This window comes from Pseudomonas sp. NPDC089406 (genome assembly GCF_044900265.1).
Lineage (GTDB): Bacteria > Pseudomonadota > Gammaproteobacteria > Pseudomonadales > Pseudomonadaceae > Aquipseudomonas > Aquipseudomonas fakonensis.
In genome coordinates this window covers 1-17,500 of the sequence record NZ_JBJDNC010000018.1, presented here as the reverse complement: position 1 = coordinate 17,500, position 17,500 = coordinate 1, and the positions used below count along the sequence as shown (strand labels likewise).

Annotated in this window: 14 protein-coding genes and 1 tRNA gene; 6 read left to right on the top strand and 9 right to left on the bottom strand. The window is 66.6% G+C overall.

What is annotated here, in order from left to right; genetic code table 11:
* Positions 1 to 160: 160 nt before the first annotated feature.
* The gene (locus tag ACI2KK_RS14395) at positions 161 to 1,309 is read left to right on the top strand and encodes a M14-type cytosolic carboxypeptidase (RefSeq protein ID WP_404669378.1); all 1,149 of its coding nucleotides are present in this window, start codon (positions 161 to 163) and stop codon (positions 1,307 to 1,309) included.
* A 257-nt stretch (positions 1,310 to 1,566) separates the two neighbouring features.
* On the opposite strand, the gene ACI2KK_RS14390 is transcribed toward ACI2KK_RS14395, so the two are convergent.
* From ACI2KK_RS14390 to ACI2KK_RS14360, 7 genes are all read right to left on the bottom strand, one after another.
* Complete coding sequence (locus ACI2KK_RS14390) at positions 1,567 to 2,532, bottom strand: spore coat protein U domain-containing protein (protein ID WP_404669377.1); 966 nt, start codon at positions 2,530 to 2,532, stop codon at positions 1,567 to 1,569.
* Complete coding sequence (locus tag ACI2KK_RS14385; RefSeq protein ID WP_404669457.1) at positions 2,529 to 4,823, bottom strand: fimbria/pilus outer membrane usher protein; 2,295 nt, start codon at positions 4,821 to 4,823, stop codon at positions 2,529 to 2,531. The genes ACI2KK_RS14390 and ACI2KK_RS14385 overlap by 4 nt, the downstream gene beginning before the upstream one ends.
* Before the next feature lie 108 nt (positions 4,824 to 4,931).
* Complete coding sequence (locus tag ACI2KK_RS14380; RefSeq protein ID WP_404669376.1) at positions 4,932 to 5,708, bottom strand: molecular chaperone; 777 nt, start codon at positions 5,706 to 5,708, stop codon at positions 4,932 to 4,934.
* Between the two features lie 36 nt (positions 5,709 to 5,744).
* The gene (locus ACI2KK_RS14375) at positions 5,745 to 6,248 is read right to left on the bottom strand and encodes a spore coat U domain-containing protein (RefSeq protein ID WP_404669375.1); all 504 of its coding nucleotides are present in this window, start codon (positions 6,246 to 6,248) and stop codon (positions 5,745 to 5,747) included.
* Positions 6,249 to 6,251: 3 nt separating this feature from the next.
* A complete protein-coding gene (locus tag ACI2KK_RS14370) occupies positions 6,252 to 6,785 on the bottom strand; it encodes a spore coat U domain-containing protein (RefSeq protein WP_404669374.1) in 534 nt (177 codons plus the stop codon).
* A gap of 17 nt (positions 6,786 to 6,802) precedes the next feature.
* On the bottom strand, positions 6,803 to 7,339 hold the full coding sequence (locus ACI2KK_RS14365) for a spore coat U domain-containing protein (RefSeq protein WP_404669456.1): 537 nt from the start codon (positions 7,337 to 7,339) through the stop codon (positions 6,803 to 6,805).
* Between the two features lie 24 nt (positions 7,340 to 7,363).
* Positions 7,364 to 7,891, bottom strand: a complete 528-nt coding sequence (locus tag ACI2KK_RS14360; protein WP_217842764.1) for a spore coat U domain-containing protein — start codon at positions 7,889 to 7,891, stop codon at positions 7,364 to 7,366.
* Positions 7,892 to 8,151: 260 nt separating this feature from the next.
* Here ACI2KK_RS14360 and ACI2KK_RS14355 point away from each other — a divergent pair, with 260 nt between their 5' ends.
* From ACI2KK_RS14355 to ACI2KK_RS14345, 3 genes are read left to right on the top strand one after another with little or no spacing between them, the layout of a single operon-like run.
* The gene (locus tag ACI2KK_RS14355) at positions 8,152 to 10,395 is read left to right on the top strand and encodes an ATP-binding protein (protein ID WP_404669373.1); all 2,244 of its coding nucleotides are present in this window, start codon (positions 8,152 to 8,154) and stop codon (positions 10,393 to 10,395) included.
* Between the two features lie 15 nt (positions 10,396 to 10,410).
* Entirely contained in the window at positions 10,411 to 10,872 is a 462-nt protein-coding gene (locus tag ACI2KK_RS14350; protein ID WP_217888527.1) for a response regulator, read from the top strand.
* 9 nt (positions 10,873 to 10,881) lie between these two features.
* Positions 10,882 to 13,275, top strand: coding sequence for a response regulator (locus ACI2KK_RS14345; RefSeq protein ID WP_404669372.1), 2,394 nt, complete (start codon positions 10,882 to 10,884; stop codon positions 13,273 to 13,275).
* A 52-nt stretch (positions 13,276 to 13,327) separates the two neighbouring features.
* Here ACI2KK_RS14345 and ACI2KK_RS14340 read toward each other — a convergent pair.
* Positions 13,328 to 13,402: transfer RNA gene (locus ACI2KK_RS14340), tRNA-Gln, on the bottom strand.
* Between the two features lie 318 nt (positions 13,403 to 13,720).
* Here ACI2KK_RS14340 and ACI2KK_RS14335 point away from each other — a divergent pair.
* Positions 13,721 to 13,963, top strand: a complete 243-nt coding sequence (locus ACI2KK_RS14335; protein ID WP_217842760.1) for a hypothetical protein — start codon at positions 13,721 to 13,723, stop codon at positions 13,961 to 13,963.
* 201 nt (positions 13,964 to 14,164) lie between these two features.
* Complete coding sequence (gene zapE, locus ACI2KK_RS14330; RefSeq protein ID WP_404669371.1) at positions 14,165 to 15,238, top strand: cell division protein ZapE; 1,074 nt, start codon at positions 14,165 to 14,167, stop codon at positions 15,236 to 15,238.
* 94 nt (positions 15,239 to 15,332) lie between these two features.
* Here the strand turns inward: zapE and ACI2KK_RS14325 are convergent, their stop codons facing one another.
* Positions 15,333 to 17,222, bottom strand: a complete 1,890-nt coding sequence (locus tag ACI2KK_RS14325; RefSeq protein WP_404669370.1) for a propionyl-CoA synthetase — start codon at positions 17,220 to 17,222, stop codon at positions 15,333 to 15,335.
* Positions 17,223 to 17,500 lie beyond the last annotated feature (278 nt).

Sequence of the window (17,500 nt, the reverse complement as noted above, 5' to 3'; positions counted from 1 at the left end):
AATTTTGCATGAAGCCGAGAATATGGGGCTGCTGCGCAGCCCTTTCGCGACACAAGGCCGCTCCTACAAGTACCCAGCCGGCCATGCCAAGCGCATGACACCCCCACCGCCAAGCGGTGTACAGTTAGCGTCACAACAACGCCAAGACAGGAGCCTGGCAATGACCGTGACGCTGTCCCCGCTGCACATCGACTGCGACTTCGATTCCGGCAACATTCAGGTGCTGGACGCCAGCAACCCCGCGCAGGTTCGCCTGAACATCCGCCCCGACACCCACAGCGGCCACTTCCAGTGGTTCCACTTCAAGGTCAGCGGCCTCACCCCCGGCCAGGTCCATCGCTTCAGCCTGGACAACGCCCACCAGTCCGCCTACAAGAACGCCTGGAGCGGCTACAACGCCGTTGCCTCCTACGACCAGCAAAGCTGGTTCCGCGTACCCAGCCAGTTCGATGGCCAGGCCCTGCGCTTCGAGGTGCAGGCCGAGCAGGAGCAGATCTGGTTCGCCTACTTCGAGCCCTACCCCCGCGCCCGCCACAACCAGCTGATCGAGCGCGCCCGTGGCATCCCCGGCGTCGAACTGCTGGCCAGCGGGCGCAGCGTGCAGGGCCGCGATATCCCGCTGCTGCGCGCCGGTACCGGTGACGCGAACAAGCGCAAGCTGTGGATCATCGCCCAGCAGCACCCCGGCGAGCACATGGCCGAGTGGTTCATGGAAGGTGTGATCGACCGCCTCGAAGCCAACGATGCAAGCATCCAGCAACTGCTGACCAAGGCCGACCTGTACCTGATCCCCAACATGAATCCCGACGGCGCCTTCCTCGGCCACCTGCGCACCAACTTCAAGGGCAAGGACCTCAACCGCGCCTGGCAGGACGCCAGTGTCGAGCACAGCCCCGAGGTGTTCTTCGCCCAGAGCCAAATGAAGCTGTACGGCGTGGACGCCTTCGTCGATGCCCATGGCGACGAGGAAATCCCCCACGTGTTCACCGCCGCCTGCGAAGGTAACCCGGGCTATACCCCGCGCATCGCCAAGCTTGAGGAGCAGTTTCGCAGCACCCTGTGCAGCCTGACCGCAGACTTCCAGACGAAGTACGGCTACACCCGCGACGAACCCGGTCAGGCCAACATGACCTTGGCGTGCAATGCCGTGGGCCAGACTTACGACTGCCTGTCGCTGACCCTGGAAATGCCGTTCAAGGACCACGACGATGCGCCGGAGCCTGTAGCCGAGTGGTCGGGCGCACGCTCGAAGAAGCTGGCCGGGGCGGTGCTGGAGACGCTGTTGAAGATGGTCGACGATTTGCGTTGAAAGTCGCGCGCCCCCTGTAGGAGCGGCCTTGTGTCGCGAAAGGGCTGCGCAGCAGCCCCAGGATCTCGACATCATGCAAAATCGCCGGGGCTGCTGCGCAGCCCTTTCGCGACANNNNTACCCCGCCCCCCCCCCCCCCCCCCCCCCCCCCCCAACCCACCACCCCCCCCCCCCCCCCCCCCCCCCCCCCCCCCCCCCCCCCCCCCCCCACCCCCCCCCGCTCCTACAGAGTTGCGCACGTCAGGCGGCAGGACTGCTCAAAACGCCACATCCAGGATCACATTGTCCAGGTAACTCCCCGCTGGCGGCGTGGCCTGGTCGGTGTACACCTTGGCGTTGTAGTTGAACACCTGGCTGCCGGTACCGGTGCCGTTGCCCGGGTTCACGTTGGCATCGCTGCTCGAACGCCGCGCCGCGCCCACCGAGCCCCAGCGGGTAGTGCCGGCGCTCTTGAAGATGTCATAGGCCAGGTAGTTGCCGGTACCCGACTTCATCCGCCGGCGCCCACCCGAAACGTTCTGGCCGTCATCCAGCCCCACTGTATAAGCGCTGCCCTTGGTGCACGACAGGCTCACGCTCTGATTCACCGTAGCGAACCCGGCCACCACCGGCGCACTGCCGAAGCTGATGTTGGGGGTGGTGATCTGGCAATCGTTGGTCACCGTCAGGGTCACCGTGACGGTCTGGTTGCCAGCGCCGTTATCGCGCCCCAGGCAGATATTGCCCAGGCCGATCCCCGCGCAGTAGTTCCAGGCCCAGGCAATGTTCAGGGTTTCGGTGTAGGTGCCGGCGGCAACATTGGCCCCTACCACGGTGCGCATGAACAGCGGAACGGTCTTGGGTGTGTTGCCATTGAGCAGCCCGAGGGCGTCGATCAGGTTGTTGCGGGCGAAATCGAACTGGGTGCCGCGGGTGATCGGGTAGCTGGTCGTGTTGTTGGCATAGATGGTGTACGGGATCACATCGCCGGTCGGCCCTACCAGCCCGCCGGTAGTGGCGGTAATGGTGGCGTAGATATGGTCGGTACTCACCAGCAGCGACAGCAGCGAGCCGGTGCATTGCAACCCGGCATTGGTGGTGGAGGCGTTTTGCACCGTGGTGCGCACCAGGGTCGAGTTGATCGAGCCGAACGCCGCCGGCGCGGTGGCCACCACGCCACACAACGCCCAGGACGTGCCCGGCAGCAGTGCTGCCAGCAACAACAGCCCATGGCGCAACCTCACTGGCACACCAGCGGGCCGATCAGCGGGATCGGCCCCTCCCCTTCGGGCAGCGCGAACTCGACCTGGCACTGCCCGCCATCGGCCTTCTGCACCTGCAGGTGGTTGTTCGGTGAGAGGTTCTCCAGGTATACCAGGCCATCCCAGCCCACCACTGCCTCTGCGCCACTCTCCTGGTGCAGCACGCGGCTGCCCAGCTTGAGGTCCTGCTGCTTACTGTCCACCAGCACCAGGCTGGCCGCCAGCACCCGGCGCAGCTGGAACTCCAGCAGGTAGCCGCTGTTACGGCGCACCGCCACGCGCTGTTCCACCTGCGGCGCCAGCACATCGGCCGGCAGCTCCATGGGGTCGATCTCGTACTTGCCGCGGTAGTAACCGCTGCTGTAGGGCACCAGCAGGTGGCCGTTGCGGTCGGTGCGGCCGACCAGCTGGTTTTCGTAGCGAACCGGCACATTGCCATAGCCACTGGTGCTGACCACCACAAAGGCATCATCGATGCGGTTGGCGGCAAACAGCCCGGCATCCATCAGTACCAGCGAGCCGCTGGCATCGGCCCAGCGGGTCATCTGCTCGCTGCTGCCGTACATCCCCGCCTGCAACTGCACCGATTGCAGGCGCCAGGTCAGGTCAGCCTGGCGGTAGTCGCCGGTAGTACCGCCGGTGGCGTAGCCCAGGTTGTAACCCACGCCGCCGCCCACCGGCACCGCGCGGCTGTAGTTGACCCGCTGCAGGTCCTGGCCGTCCTTGCTGCGCTCGGCGCTCAGGGCCAGGGTGCCGCGCAGGTCGAAGGGGATCACCAGTTGCGCCTGCACCGCCCACTGGCTGTCGCCAATGTCGCGGTTGGCCGACAGGTACAGGCTGCTGTTGCCCCACAGCGGCTTGCTCCAGCTGAGGTTGAGCAGCCGCGTGCGCGAGCCATCACCGGCGCGGATGTCGAAGTAGCCGGCGCCCAGGCTGCCGTAGCTGTCCAGGTTCAGGCTCACGGTGGCCTGCTCGCTGCGCCGGCTCAGGCGGGTGTAGGGGCTGTCGACCAGCGACAGGTCGGCGTACTCGCCGTGGCGCTCGATGCGCTGGTAATTGAAGCCGAGGCGCCGGCTGTTGTACTGGTAACCCAACGCCACCTGCTGGCCGCTGTCGCCGTCGAAGCGGCTCTGCGCCACGGCGGCGTTGAGCACACCGAACGTCCCCACCCGCAGGTTACCGCCCAGGCCGCCGAGCATCAGTGATTCGGACGTCTCGGCATGGGTCTCCAGGGTGAAGAAGTCCGACAGCCCATGGCGCAGGCTGGCCGAGGCCACCCCGGGGCCATAGGCGAAGTCGCGCACGGCGTAGTCGCGGCGCAGGCTGCCGGCCGCCACCGAGAAGTCCGACAGCCCCTTGGCCAAGAGGCTGCTGGTGACGTAGAACGGCAGCGTGGTGGACACCTGGCGGCCCAGGGCATCGGTGGTCACCACCACCGCCTCGCCGGCACCGTTGATGAACGGCACGTTGGTCAGGGTGTAGGGGCCTGGCTGCAGGTCGGTGCTGCTGGTCTTGTAGCCGTTGATGAACAGGTCCAGCGAAGTCGGCACCGCAGCCTCACCGGCAAACGCCGGCAGCGGGTAGGTGACCAGGTCCGGGCGGGCGCCGAAGTCCCGCGACAGCTGCAGGCCGCCGACCCGCACCGAGGTGGTCCAGGGCAAGGCGCCGGTCACCAGGTCGCCCACCTCGTAACTGAGCAGACGCTGCTCGTCGGTGTAGCGGAAGGTGGTGTCGTAGCGCAAGAAGCCCTGGCGCGTGTCGCTTTGCGCGCCGTTGAACGACTGGCGCCACTGCCCGGTGGTGGAGAAGCTGCCCCAGGTGTCGAACAGGCGCAGCTCGTTCCAGGCAGCCAGGTAAGTGCCGCCATCGTCGGTGTCGTTGAGGTAGGCATCGTAGTTGAGCAGCGCGCCGAAGCTGGTGCGGGTATCGCTGGCCGGGTACAGGCCACGGTCCCCCACCTGCTGGTCGGGCAGCCAGGCCGGCGGTACTTGCAGCAGCAGGCGCTGGTTCTGGCTGTCGTAGTCGCTGTGCAGGCCGGGGATGTCGTCCAGTGCCACCTCGCCCTGCGGGTTGCCCGGCAGCTTGATGCCGGCGTCACGCAGCACCTCGCTTGGCAGGTACAGGCGCCCTGCCCGCTGCTGCACCGGCACCAGCTCAGCCTTGCCCACCTGATTCACCAGCAGGTCGAGGTAGAGCGTGGCATCGGCTGTGGCCGCGCTTTCGGTCGGCGGCGGCGGCAGCTCGTCGGCCACCGCCAGGCCGGGCCCCAGCACGGCCAGGCCCAGCCACAACCGATGCGTTACCGCCCGCGCCCAGCTCACACACGATTTCCAACCATTGCCGGGTCCTCCCTGGGCCCTGACGTTCACCGGTTCTTGTCACTACTGGCCTTGCTTGATTGCCTGGGCCGTATCCTGGCCGTTGACCCGGCCCTTGAGCACACTGGCCGCGCCGGGTGCGGACGGGGCCGGCCAGCGCATGCTGGCGCCGGGCAGCACATAGCCCAACAGCCCCTCCACCAGCGGCCGCTCCTGGCCGCCCTGCTGCAGCACCACGTCGGTCAGCCGTGCATGCACCGGGCCGGTGTTGCGCAGCTCTACATAGGGCTTGCCCTGCACCGACACCGCCCGCCAGCTCAACTGCGGCTTGCCGACGCCGTCGGCGCTGCGTTTGCCTTCGGGGTCGGCCTTGCCCCACAGCCCCTCGCCATAGACGAACAGCGGCACCGAGTAGCGCATCTGCAGGCGAATGGCCGCTTTCGGCCCTTCGCTGGCCGGGTCGCTGGGCAGCGGTGAAGGGATCTCGTCGATGATGATGCGGTAGGCCTGCTCCTGCCCGGCCGGCGAGCTGCCGGTGCGGGTCAGGCGAATCAGCTGCTTCTGCCCCGGCGGGATGTTGGCCACCGGCGGGCTACCGATGATCTCGCGCTGGGCCTGGAACTGCTCCTGGTACTCGCCCTGGCGCCAGGCGAATACCCGCACCTGCAGGCTGGTGGGCGTGCTGCCGCGGTTTTCCAGCCACAGCGCGCCGGCCTTCTGGTCGGCCTCCAGCACCGGGTCGATCGGCCAGATCAGCACCGAGGTGGCGGCGAAGGCTGGCAGGCTTGCCAGCCACATCAGCCCGATGATTCCTCGCGCCAGTTTCGCGCCTGCCCGCATGCCCCTCTCCTTCTTCTGGTTTTGCGGCGCCTGGGCTTACCAGGTCACCGTCACTTGCACGACATCGGTGTAGGTCCCGGCCGGCAGGTTGCCGGGCAAGGTGGTACGGCCGTAGACCGGCAACTTGATGGCGGTCGGGTCGCTGTAGCTCACCGTGACGCTGCTGCCGATGCCCAGCACCTGGCTGTAGGCGGCGTCGCTGTACAGCTGATAGGCGAGCAGTTGAGTGCCGCCGCTGCGCTTGAGGTTGCGGGTACCGCTGGCGCTGTTCTGGCCACCGTCCAGGCTCATGCTCAGGCCAACCCCCGGGGTGCACTGGAAGGTTACCGTGGTGCCGCCCAGCGAGGTGCCGACCAACCCCGTGGCCAGCGCCGAGCGGGTGCCGAAGTCGAGCACGCCATAAGCCGTCACCCCGCCCACCACCAGGCAGCCGGCGGCAATGGTCGCCGACACCTGGAAGGTGCTGGTGGTGACCGCCTGCACCGGTGGCGCCAGCGCCAGCGCAAGGCCCAGGCCAAGCAACCGCCACGCGCCGGGCATGGCTCAGAAGCTCAGCTCGACCGCCACCGTGTCGGTGTACACCCCCGCCGGCAGGCCCGCCTTGCCGCGCGCCTGGCCATACAGGTTGACGGTCTGGGCAACCCCCGTGCTGGTGGGCAGGGTGATGGTGCCGTCGATGGCCAGCAGTTGGGTGCGCCCGGAGTCGGTATAGAAGTCGTAGGGCACGAAGTTGCCGGCGCCATCGGCCAGCGCCCGGGTACCGCCGGTGGACTGGCCGTCATGGCTGCCGGCGCGCACGCGCACCGCCGGCACCGTGCCCGACGAGCAGAGGATGCTCATGGCACCGCCGCCAGGGCCCAGCACCTGGGCATTGGCGGTGGTGAACAGGGCATCCTGGGTACCGAAGTTCAGGGTACCGAAGTTCAACCCCGAGGTACCGGTACCGCCGTTGACCTGGCAGGCAGCGGTCAGGGTCAGGGTCGAGCTGATGGTACCGGTCACGGTGGCCGCCTGGGCCTGTGACGCCAGGGCCAGGCCAAGGCCTGCGAGCAGGCAGCGGGTGTAGTGCTTGGGCATCGGGATCTCCTTGGGTGTTACCAGTCCAGGGTCACTCTGAGGGTGTCGCGGTACAGCCCGGCCGGCAGCGCACGCGGCTGCGCGACCACCACGCCGTAAATGGGCACGGGCACCTGCTGGGTGCCCCTGATGGCGAAGTTGCGGGCCTGGCCGATGGCATAGCGGCTGTTGCCGGCGGGGTCGATGGCCAGCTGGTACGGGATGGTTTCGCGGCCATTGCTCAGGCGACGCACGCCATCGCTGCCGTTGAGCCCTTCGTTGATGCGCACGCTGAACGCGCGCACCTGCGGCGAGCAACTGATCTGCAGGCTGCCTTCACCGCCGGCCTCGTCCACCCGTGTGGCCAGAGGTTGGTCCCAGGTCGGGCCCTGGGCGCCGAAGTCGATCAGCCCGGGGTTGCCGAGGGTCGCCGGTTGCTGCGGGTTGCTGTTGACCTGGCAGGCGGCGCTGATCACCAGGCGTGCCTGAATGAAGCCGGTGCTACTGCCATGGGCCAGGCCTCCCGGCAGCAGGATCGGGCCCAGTGTCAGCAATAGCAGTGAAGTACGTTGCAGCGCGTCCTTGGCCATACGGGCTCCTTACCAGGTGACGGTGACTTTGAGCAGGTCGGCGTACAGCCCGGCCCGTGGCACCCAGGCCAGTTTGTCGATACGTGCGTACAGGGGCAGCTCCACCGAGCCGCTGTCCGGCACCCGCGCCGATTGCGCCACGCCCACTTCCAGCGGTTCACGCCAGGCGGCATCGCGGTACAGGCGGTAAGGGATCGGGCGGGCACGCTCATCGGCATTGGCCAGGTAGCGCACCTGACCGACGCCACCGTGCTGGCCGCCGTCGACGCGCACCTGGTAGGTGGTATCGGGGTTGCACTCAAGGCGCGGCGGGCGCGGGCTGTACAGCACGCCGCTCAAGGGCGCGCCCGGGCCATCCAGACGCGCGGCACTGCCCAGGTCGATGACGCCCAGGGCCTGGGCACCGGCGTCACGTTGCTGGCTGACCAGCATGCAGCCGCGCTGCACAAGCACCTGCACGTCGACCAGAAAGTCCGCCGCCACGGCACTGCCGCTCAACCACAGGCCCAACCACCCGGCCAAAAAGCGCTCCGTCACCTGTCGATCCTTGTCTGAAGAGGTTGAGTTTGAGCGTAGCAGTGGGAAATGCTCGTGGCGGGCGATGGATATCTCTCTTTGGCATTAGTAAAAAGGGAGTGAACAATGTGGGATCAACCCCAACGCCCCGGTGAGACATTTACCGCGATTGTGACGAAACCCTTGAACTTCCTGCCCCTCAAAAGGCCATATGCCGGCAAAGCGGGCCTGCTTCTGGTACCGTGCAAGCCATACACGGAAGGCCCCATCAGGAGATTCACTTGAGCACTGCCCCGACTCCGCTCGACCAGGCCATCGAACGCTGCGCCGAGGAACCGATCCAGATCCCGGGCAGCATTCAGCCGCAAGGTTTCCTGTTGGTGCTGGACGAACGCGACCTGAGCATTCTCCAGGCCAGCGAGAACAGCCAGCGCTGGCTGGGCCTGGCGGCCAGCGAACTGCTCGGCCGAGCGCTGCCCGAGCTGCTGGCCCCGGGGTTCGACCTGCGCGGCCAACTCAGCGCAGTGCCTGACGAAGAGATCTTCCCGTTTCACATCGGTGACCTGCGCCTGCACCCCGATGCCCCATGCCAGGGCCTGTTGCGGGTGCTCGCCCACCGCCATGACCAGGTGCTGATCCTCGAGCTCGAAGACAACCGCCTGGATGGCCCGCAGGGCGACTACTACCCCTTGGTGCGCGCCTTCGTCAGCACCCTGCACCAGGCCACCAGCATCGACGAACTGCTGCGCCAATCGGTGCAACAGATCAAGCAGATCACCGGTTTCGGCCGGGTCAAGGCCTACCGCTTCGACGAGGCGGGCGTGGGCAAGGTGCTGAGCGAAGAAGCCGACCCCGGCTACCCACGCTTTCTCGGCCATTGCTTCCCGGCCTCGGACATTCCGCAGCAGGCCCGCGAGCTGTACCGCAGAAACCGCATCCGGGTGATCGAGGACGCCGACTATCAGCCCTCGATGCTGGTACCGGCCATCAACCCGCGCAGCGGCAAGGCTTTGGACATGAGCTTCGCCTCGCTGCGCAGCGTGTCGCCGGTGCACCTGCAGTACATGCGCAACATGGGCACGCTGGCGTCGATGTCGCTGTCGATCGTGGTCGACGGCAAGCTCTGGGGCCTGGTGTCGTGCCACCACACCACCCCGCGCCGCGTGGACTTTCGCACCCGCACCGCCTGCGAACTGCTGGCCAGCATGCTGTCGCTGCAGATCGAGGCGCACGAGTCGCACAACAGCACGCGCCAATTGCTCGACCTGCGCCAGCGCATCGTGCGCATGCTCGCCGCGATGGCCGACCACGACAGCATCAGCGAGGGCCTGCAGGCCCTGCCCGAGGTCATGCTGCAGTTCGCCGACGCCACGGGCGCTGCGATCATCAGCGCCGAACGTTGCGACTTGATCGGCAGCACCCCGCCGGCCGCCCAGGTCAACGCGCTGGTGCACTGGCTGGGGCAACATGATGGCGACGGAGTGTTTCACAGCGACAATGTGCGCCGCGACATCGACCTGCTGCCGGAGCTGGCCGAGCACGTCGGTGGCGTGCTGGCAGTGGCCATCTCGCAGATCCACTCGCACTATCTGCTGTGGTTCCGCCCCGAACAGCGGCATACGGTGAACTGGGCCGGGCGCCCGGAAAAACTGCCCGACACCCAAGGCAACCTGCACCCGCGGCACAGTTTCGATCGCTGGCAGGAAGAAGTGCGCGGTTTCAGCGCCCCGTGGAACCCGCTGATCATCGAAAGCGTGCTGGAGCTGCGCAGCGCGGTACTGGGCATCGTGCTGCGCAAGGCCGAAGAGCTGGCTGAACTGGCCGGTGAGCTGAAACGCTCGAACAAGGAGCTCGAAGCGTTCTCCTACAGCGTGTCCCACGACCTGCGTGCACCGCTGCGGCACATTGCCGGCTACAGCGAGCTGCTCGGCGAAATCGAGGGCGAGCACCTGTCCGAGCGCGGCCGGCGCTTCTTGTCGCATATCGAGGAGGCGGCCGCCTTCGCCGGCACCCTGGTCGACAACCTGCTCAACTTCTCGCAGATGGGCCGCTCGGCGCTACGCTTGTCGGATGTGGACCTCAACACGCTGGTCGAGGCCATCCGCAACGAAACGGCGCCCGACTATGCCGGGCGCCAGGTGCAATGGCAGGTCGCCGAGCTGCCCAAGGTCCACGCCGACCCGGCCTTTCTCAACATGGCGCTGACCAATTTGATCGGCAACGCCCTCAAGTACACCCGCGGGCGCGATGTTGCGCGTATCGAAGTGGGCGCCGTGCAACACGCCCACGAGACCGAAGTGTACGTGCGCGATAACGGCGTGGGCTTCGACATGGCCTATGCCGGCAAGCTGTTCGGCGTGTTCCAGCGCCTGCACCGCATGGAAGAGTTCGAAGGCACCGGCATCGGCCTTGCCAGTGTGCGGCGCATCATCGAGCGCCACGATGGCCGGGTCTGGGCCGAAGGCCAGCCAGGCCAGGGCGCCAGTTTTCATTTCACCCTGCCCCGCCCTGCGGCGGCACACTGAGGCACCACGCATACCATGCTCAAGCCCATCCTGCTGGTCGAAGACAACCCCAGGGACCTGGAGTTGACCCTCCTTGCGCTGGAGCGCAGCCAGTTGGCCAACGAAGTCATCGTGCTGCGCGATGGCGCCGAAGCCCTCGATTACCTGCTGCGGCGCAACACCTACGCCGAGCGTGACGACGGCAACCCGGCGGTGATGCTGCTGGACCTCAAGCTGCCCAAGGTCGATGGCCTGGAGGTGCTCAAGGTGGTGCGTGGCACCGCCGAGCTGCGCAGCATCCCCACCGTCATGCTGACCTCCTCGCGCGAGGAACCGGACCTGCTGCGCGCCTACGAGCTGGGCGTCAATGCCTACGTGGTCAAGCCGGTGGAGTTCAAGGAGTTCGTCGCCGCCATCTCCGACCTTGGGGTGTTCTGGGCGGTGCTCAACGAGCCGCCACCCGGCTCGCTGCGCCTGAACCGCCGCGCCGGCAACTGAGGGCAAAGGATGCAGCACGCGCCACTCAACCTGCTGATGGTCGAAGACAGCAGCCTGGACGCCGAACTGACCCTGGCCAGCCTTGAGCGCAGTGGCCTGCAGGTTCGCTCACGGCTGGTGTTCGACCACATCGGCGTCGAGCATGCCCTGGCCGAGGGCCGCTTCGACCTGATCCTCTGCGACTGCGTGCTGCCCGGCTCGTCCGGCACCGAGGTGCTGGCCATCGCCCAGCGCCTGGCCCCGGATGTGCCGTTCATCTTCCTCTCCGGCATTTATGGCGAGGAGCACGCGGTGGAAATGATCCGCCTGGGTGCCACCGATTATGTGCTGAAGAAGAACCTGCCACTGCTGCCCAAGGCTGTGCGCCGGGCCCTGACCGAAGTGCAGGAACGCCAGCGTCGGCGCCGCGCCGAAGAAGCCCTGGCCGATGTCGAGGCCCGCGCGCGCATCGCTATCGACGCCGCCGGCATGGGCACCTGGGACTTTCGCCCCGGGCAGGGCGAGCTGCTTTGGGACGACCGCTGCAAGGCGCTGTTCGGCGTGCCTGCCGACACCGAGATGACCCTTGAGGTGTTCTATGAAGGCGTCTACCCGGATGACCGCGCCCTGGTGCAGGGCGCCGTCGAGCAAGCCATGCGCCCGGACGGCGACGGCCATTACCGGGTGGAGTTCCGCATCGCCCAGCCCAAAGGCCTGGAGCCACGCTGGCTGCTGTCCAGCGGCCAGACCCAGTTCGTCGATGGCCACTGCGTGCGGTTTTCCGGCGTGCTGCAGGACATTCACCAGCAACGCCAGGCCACCCGCGCCCTGGAGCAGCTCAACCAGATGCTCGGCGAACGCGTGGAGCGCCGCACCCGCGAGCGCGACCGCGCCTGGGAGCTGTCCCAGGACTTGCTGGCGGTGCTGAACAAAGACCTCACACCCGTTGCCCTGAACCCGGCCTGGGAAGCCAGCCTGGGCTTCACCCGCGAGCGCCTTGGGCAAGTTTCACTGTTGCAGTTGCTGCCGGAGGTCGACCAGGACGCCCTGCTGGCCGAACTGGCCGCGCTGTCGCTGGGGCGCACCAGTGCACGTTTCATCGGGCGCATTTTGCATGCCAGCGGCCAGCAGCGCTGGCTGTCGTGGGTGGTGGTGCCCGATGACACCTTGCTGCATGTGGTCGCCCGCGACATCACCAGCGAGCGCGAAGCCGCCCTGGACCTGGCCGAGGCCAACACCCGGCTGCGCGAGCAGATCGCCGAGCGCGAGCGCGTCGAGGCCGCGCTGCAACAGATGCAGCGCCTGGAAGCGGTGGGCCAGCTCACCGCCGGCGTGGCCCACGACTTCAACAACCTGCTGACGGTGATCCTCACTGGTGCGAGCTTTTTGCAGCGCGACCTGGAAAAGGGCCAGCTGGACAAGGCCGACAAGCGCCTGCAGCACATTCGCGAAGCGGGCGAGCGTGGCGCAAAGCTCACCGCGCAATTGCTGGCTTTCTCGCGCAAGCAGCGCCTGGAGCCGGTGCCGCTGAACCTCAACCACACCCTCTCGGGGCTGGAGGAGTTGCTCAGCCGCACCCTGGGCGGGCGCATCGCCGTGCGCCTGGACCTGGCCCGTGACCTGTGGCACGCGCTGACCGACCCGACCCAGACCGAGATGATCATCCTCAACCTGGCGATCAACGCCCGCGATGCCATGCCCAGTGGCGGCCAGCTGACCCTGGCCACCCGCAACACCCGGGTCAGCGCCCGCCCGCGCCGCCCGGAAGACCCCGAGCCTGGCGAATACGTAGTGCTGAGCATTGGCGACACCGGCTGCGGCATGAGCGAAGAAGTGCTGGCCAAGGTGTTCGAACCCTTCTTCACCACCAAGGATATCGGCAAGGGCTCGGGCCTGGGCCTGGCCCAGGTATTCGGCTTTGCCAAGCAGTCTGGCGGCGGCGTACGCATCGACACCCGCCCCGGGCGCGGCACCGAAGTCAGCGTGTACCTGCCGTCAGTACGCACGGCGCAGGCCGCTCCGCTCGCCGAACAAAGCAAAGCGCGCAACCTGCCGGCCAGCGGCGCCGGGCAGCGGATTCTGCTGGTGGACGACGACCACCTGGTACGCGAAATGATCGGTGACGTGCTGCGCCGCCTGGGCTACCAGGTACGCCAGGCCGATAACGGCCGGCAGGCACTGGCGCTGCTGGATGACAGCACCGACCTGCTGCTGACCGATTTCGCCATGCCGGGGCTCAACGGCGAGCAACTGGCCCTGGCCGCCCGCCAGCGCTTCGCGCAGTTGCCGGTGGTGTTTTTGACAGGCTACGCCGAGCTGGAAGAGTTTGCCCTGGAGCGCAGCCTGGTCATCCAGAAACCGGTGCACGAGCAGGCGCTGGCCCTGGCATTGGCCGAGCTGCTGGAAAAGCAAAAGGCAGAATGAAAAAAATCGCCAGAAGGCGATTGGGGAGATGTGCAACTACTTCAGAGAGAAATGGCAGGGGCGGCTGGATTCGAACCAACGCATGGCAGGATCAAAACCTGCTGCCTTACCGCTTGGCGACGCCCCTGTATCGGATAGGACGGCTGGCTGATGCAACCGTCGACCTGACTATTCACTGCCAACTGCGTGAGCCGCTGTGCAGGAATGGGCGGCACTTTACCAGCGAAGTTTTCGGTTGGGAAGCTTTTTTTGAAAAAAAACGCTGGAAAACAGCAAGTTACTCCGACCCACCTATTTCCCTCTGGTGTTTGCCTGATAACCGGCCAGCCCCGCCATGGGGCGCGCGGCAACCATCCGTCGTTTTTCTTCCGCTTCGCTTCAACACAATCGTGTTCGGCCCTTCCAATCAGGTAGAGCTTACCCGCGCAGACACAAGGAGGGCGCCATGCCAGTTTCCCACGACCTGTACCAGGACCTGCACTACCCCCGCGAAATCGTTCAGCAACGCCGCCAGCACGATCAGGTGCTCGATCGGCTGCTGGATGAATACGTCGATATCGACAACCAGGTGCTGGCGGCCGAGGCCATTTCGGCGGGAAATTTCGTCGACGAGGATTTACGCCATTTGAAGGAGAAGCGCCTGGCGGTGAAATACATGATCGAGCGGCAGTTGGAGCGCAAGGGCTGAAAGCAGGTTGCCCCTGTAGCAGCACATCTGTGGGAGCGCAAGCCTTCGGGTCTGCGCTGTACCTGTAGCCGGCTTGCCGGCGATGAGGCCGGCACAGGACAGTTTCTGACCCTGAACCCGGCGCTTGCCCACCCGCCTGCCTATTGGTCAAAATCCATCCCCCAAGCAAGCCGCGCCCTGCCCTCGCCTAGGAGCCACCCGTTGTCCACCTGGATCCCCGCCCCGCTGCGCCGCCAGCGCCACACCGCCGCGCAGCAATGCACGCTGATGACGCACTTCCAGGCCAAGGCCGCCGAGCGCGGCTACACCCTGAGCGAGGGCCAGTGCCGGGTGATCGAGGCCATGGCCGCGCAACTGGCCGCCCTTGACCAGGGCCAGCCCAGCAGCCTGTACCTGTACGGTTCGGTGGGCCGCGGCAAGAGCTGGCTGCTCGACAACTTTTTCGCGGCGGTACCGGTGGCTGAAAAACGTCGCCTGCACTTTCACGACTTCTTTGCCCGCCTGCACCAGGGCATGCACCGCCACCGCGCGCTGCCCGATGCCCTCGGCGCCACCCTCGACGAACTGCTGGGCGAGGTGCGGGTGCTGTGCTTCGACGAGTTCCACGTGCATGACATCGGCGATGCGATGCTGCTGACCCGGCTGTTCAATGCCCTGTTCGAGCGCGGCATCCTGCTGTTGGTGACCTCCAACTACGCCCCCGAGGGGCTGTTGCCCAACCCGCTTTACCACGAACGCTTCCTGCCGGTGATCCGCCTGATCCATGGCCGCATGCAGGTGCTGGAAGTCGGCGGCGACACGGACTTTCGCAGCCTGCCGGCCAACCGCGCGCACCAACGGTTCACCCAGGGGCACTATGTGTGGCCGGGGGATGCGGCGCAGCGCGAAGCCTTGCAACTGCCTGCACCGCAACCGCAGGTGCTGGAAGTCAACAAGCGCCCGCTGCGGGTGCTGGCCGAGGACGGCCAACGGGTGATGTTCGCCTTTGCCGACCTGTGCGAGCAGGCCACTGCGGTGATCGATTACCTGGTGCTCGCCGAGCGCTACGCGCACTGGATCATCGACGGCCTGGACGACCTGGCCGAATGCTCGCTGGCGGCGCAGCAGCGCTTCGTCAACCTGGTGGATGTGCTGTACGACCAGGACCGGCAGGTGACCGTGATTGGCCAGCGACCGTTGGCCGACAGCCTGGACGGGCCGCTGGCCGACCTGATGCGCACCCGCAGCCGATTGGGGCAGTTGCATCAGGTGGGGCCGCAGGATGGGTTAACCTGAACCGGCCTCATCGCCGGCAAGCCGACTCCTACAAGGGCATGCGATCTCCTGTAGGAGCCGGCTTGCCGGCGATGAGGCCAGTACGGCCACTACCTCACCCCGCCCTGGGCAGGTCCGCCAGCACCCCTTCGATTTCCCCCAGCACCGCCGGGTCATCCAGGGTCGACGGCGGCACATAGGCCTGCCCGTCGGCGATCTTGCGTAGCACCGCCCGCAAAATCTTGCCCGAGCGGGTCTTGGGCAGGCGCTTGACCAGCCGCACACGGTTGAAGCAGGCCAGCGCGCCAATGTGCTCGCGCACGCTGGTCACCAACTCGCCCTGCAACTGCGCCTCGCCAATGCCCTGCCCGTCCTTGAGCACCACCAGCGCCAGCGGCACCTGACCCTTGATCTCGTCATGCACGCCAATCACCGCACACTCGGCCACCGCCGGGTGGCGGGCGACCAGGTCTTCCATCTCGCCAGTGGACAGCCGGTGGCCGGACACGTTTATCACGTCATCGGTGCGGCCCATGATGTAGACGAAGCCATCATCGTCCAGGTAGCCGCCGTCGCCAGTGTGGTAGTAACCGGGGTAGCTATGCAGGTAGGCCTCCAGGTAGCGCGGGTGGTCGCCCCACAGGGTCTGGCTGCAGCCCGGCGGCAATGGCAGGGCAATGACGATGGCGCCCTGCTGGTTCGGCCCCAGCGGCTTGCCGTCGTCGTCCAGCACCTGCACGTGATAGCCCGGCACCGCGCGGTTGCTCGAGCCTGGCCGCGCCGCGCTGCCTTCAAGGCCAACGCAGGGCGCGGTGACCGGCCAGCCGGTCTCGGTCTGCCACCAGTGGTCGTGCACCGGCTTGCCGCTGACCTGCTCCAGCCACTCATGGGTGCTGGAGTCGAGCTTTTCGCCGGCCAGGAACAGCTGGCGCAGCGAGCCGAGGTCGTGGCGGCGAATCAGCTCGCCTTCGGGGTCTTCCTTGCGGATCGCACGCATGGCGGTGGGTGCGCAGAACAGCGCATTGACCTTGTACTGCTGCACCACCCGCCAGTAGGCCGAGGCATCCGGGGTGCGGATCGGCTTGCCCTCGTAGAACACCGTGGTGCAGCCGCTCATCAGCGGCCCGTAGACGATCAGCGAATGGCCCACCACCCAACCGACGTCGGAAATCCCCCACCACACATCGCCCGCCTGCATGCCGTAGACGTGGCGCATGGCGTAGCACAGGGCCACGGCGTTGCCGCCGTTTTCGCGCACGATGCCCTTGGGTTTGCCGGTGGTGCCGGAGGTATACATGATGTACAGCGGGTCGCCTGCGGCCAGCTCCACCGGCGCTACCGGTTCGGCGCCTAGCAGCGCCTGCTGCCAGTCCAGATCCCTTTCAGGTTGCAGCTGGGCGGTGGCCTGGGGGCGTTGCAGCACCAGCACATGCCCGGGCTGATGGCGGGCCAGTTGCAGGGCGCGGTCGACCAGGGGCTTGTATTCGATCACCCGGTCGAACTCCAGCCCGCAGGAGGCGGTGAGCAGCAGCCTGGGCCGGGCATCGTCGATGCGCAGGGCCAGCTCATTGGCGGCAAAGCCGCCGAACACCACCGAGTGCACGGCACCGATGCGCGCGCAGGCGAGCATGGCCATGGCGGCCTGGGGCACCATGGGCATGTAGATGATCACCCCGTCACCCTTGCCCACGCCCAGCGAGCGCAGCAGGCCGGCCAGGCGCGCCACCTCATCGCGTAGCTGGTGGTAGGTGAAGCTTTGCTGGGTGCCGGTGACGGGTGAGTCGTAGATCAGCGCCAGTTGCTCGCCGCGGCCTTGCTCGATCTGGTGGTCGAGGGCCAGGTGACAGGTGTTCAGGCGGCCGTCTTCGAACCAGCGGTGGGTGCCGTCGGGGTTTTGTTGCAGGGTGAGGGTTGGCTTGCGCTGCCAGGCCAGCTGTTCGGCCTGGGCCTGCCAGAAGGCCGCGGGGTCGGCGATGGAATGGGCGTAGCTGTGCTGATAGGTCATTGGTTCGCTACCCGGTACTTGTTGTTATTGAAGGGCGAACGTTGAGTATGGCTGGCGGGGGTGGGGCTGCCATGGGACTTATGTCTTAAGGGTTGTGCAGATTTGCGCTGGGGGTTCGGGTTCGGGGCTTATCGTGATTGCTTTGGTAGATGTATGCGCATTCATTGAGGATAGCGGCTTTTCGTCACCTTTCCGCCCTTACGGCGGCCTACTTTGGTCTTGGCCAAAGTAGGCAAAGCCGCCTGCTCCCATCATCCGGCCCCCTACGCTGCGCTTCG

Bases quoted from the DNA above. Each gene is read 5' to 3' on its own strand.
- ACI2KK_RS14350 (WP_217888527.1), top strand. From the start codon at position 10,411: ATGCTCAAGCCCATCCTGCTGGTCGAAGACAACCCCAGGGACCTGGAG.
- ACI2KK_RS14380 (WP_404669376.1), bottom strand. From the start codon at position 5,708: ATGCGGGCAGGCGCGAAACTGGCGCGAGGAATCATCGGGCTGATGTGG.
- ACI2KK_RS14375 (WP_404669375.1), bottom strand. From the start codon at position 6,248: ATGCCCGGCGCGTGGCGGTTGCTTGGCCTGGGCCTTGCGCTGGCGCTG.
- ACI2KK_RS14370 (WP_404669374.1), bottom strand. From the start codon at position 6,785: ATGCCCAAGCACTACACCCGCTGCCTGCTCGCAGGCCTTGGCCTGGCC.
- ACI2KK_RS14395 (WP_404669378.1), top strand. From the start codon at position 161: ATGACCGTGACGCTGTCCCCGCTGCACATCGACTGCGACTTCGATTCC.
- ACI2KK_RS14325 (WP_404669370.1), bottom strand. From the start codon at position 17,222: ATGACCTATCAGCACAGCTACGCCCATTCCATCGCCGACCCCGCGGCC.
- ACI2KK_RS14345 (WP_404669372.1), top strand. From the start codon at position 10,882: ATGCAGCACGCGCCACTCAACCTGCTGATGGTCGAAGACAGCAGCCTG.
- ACI2KK_RS14335 (WP_217842760.1), top strand. From the start codon at position 13,721: ATGCCAGTTTCCCACGACCTGTACCAGGACCTGCACTACCCCCGCGAA.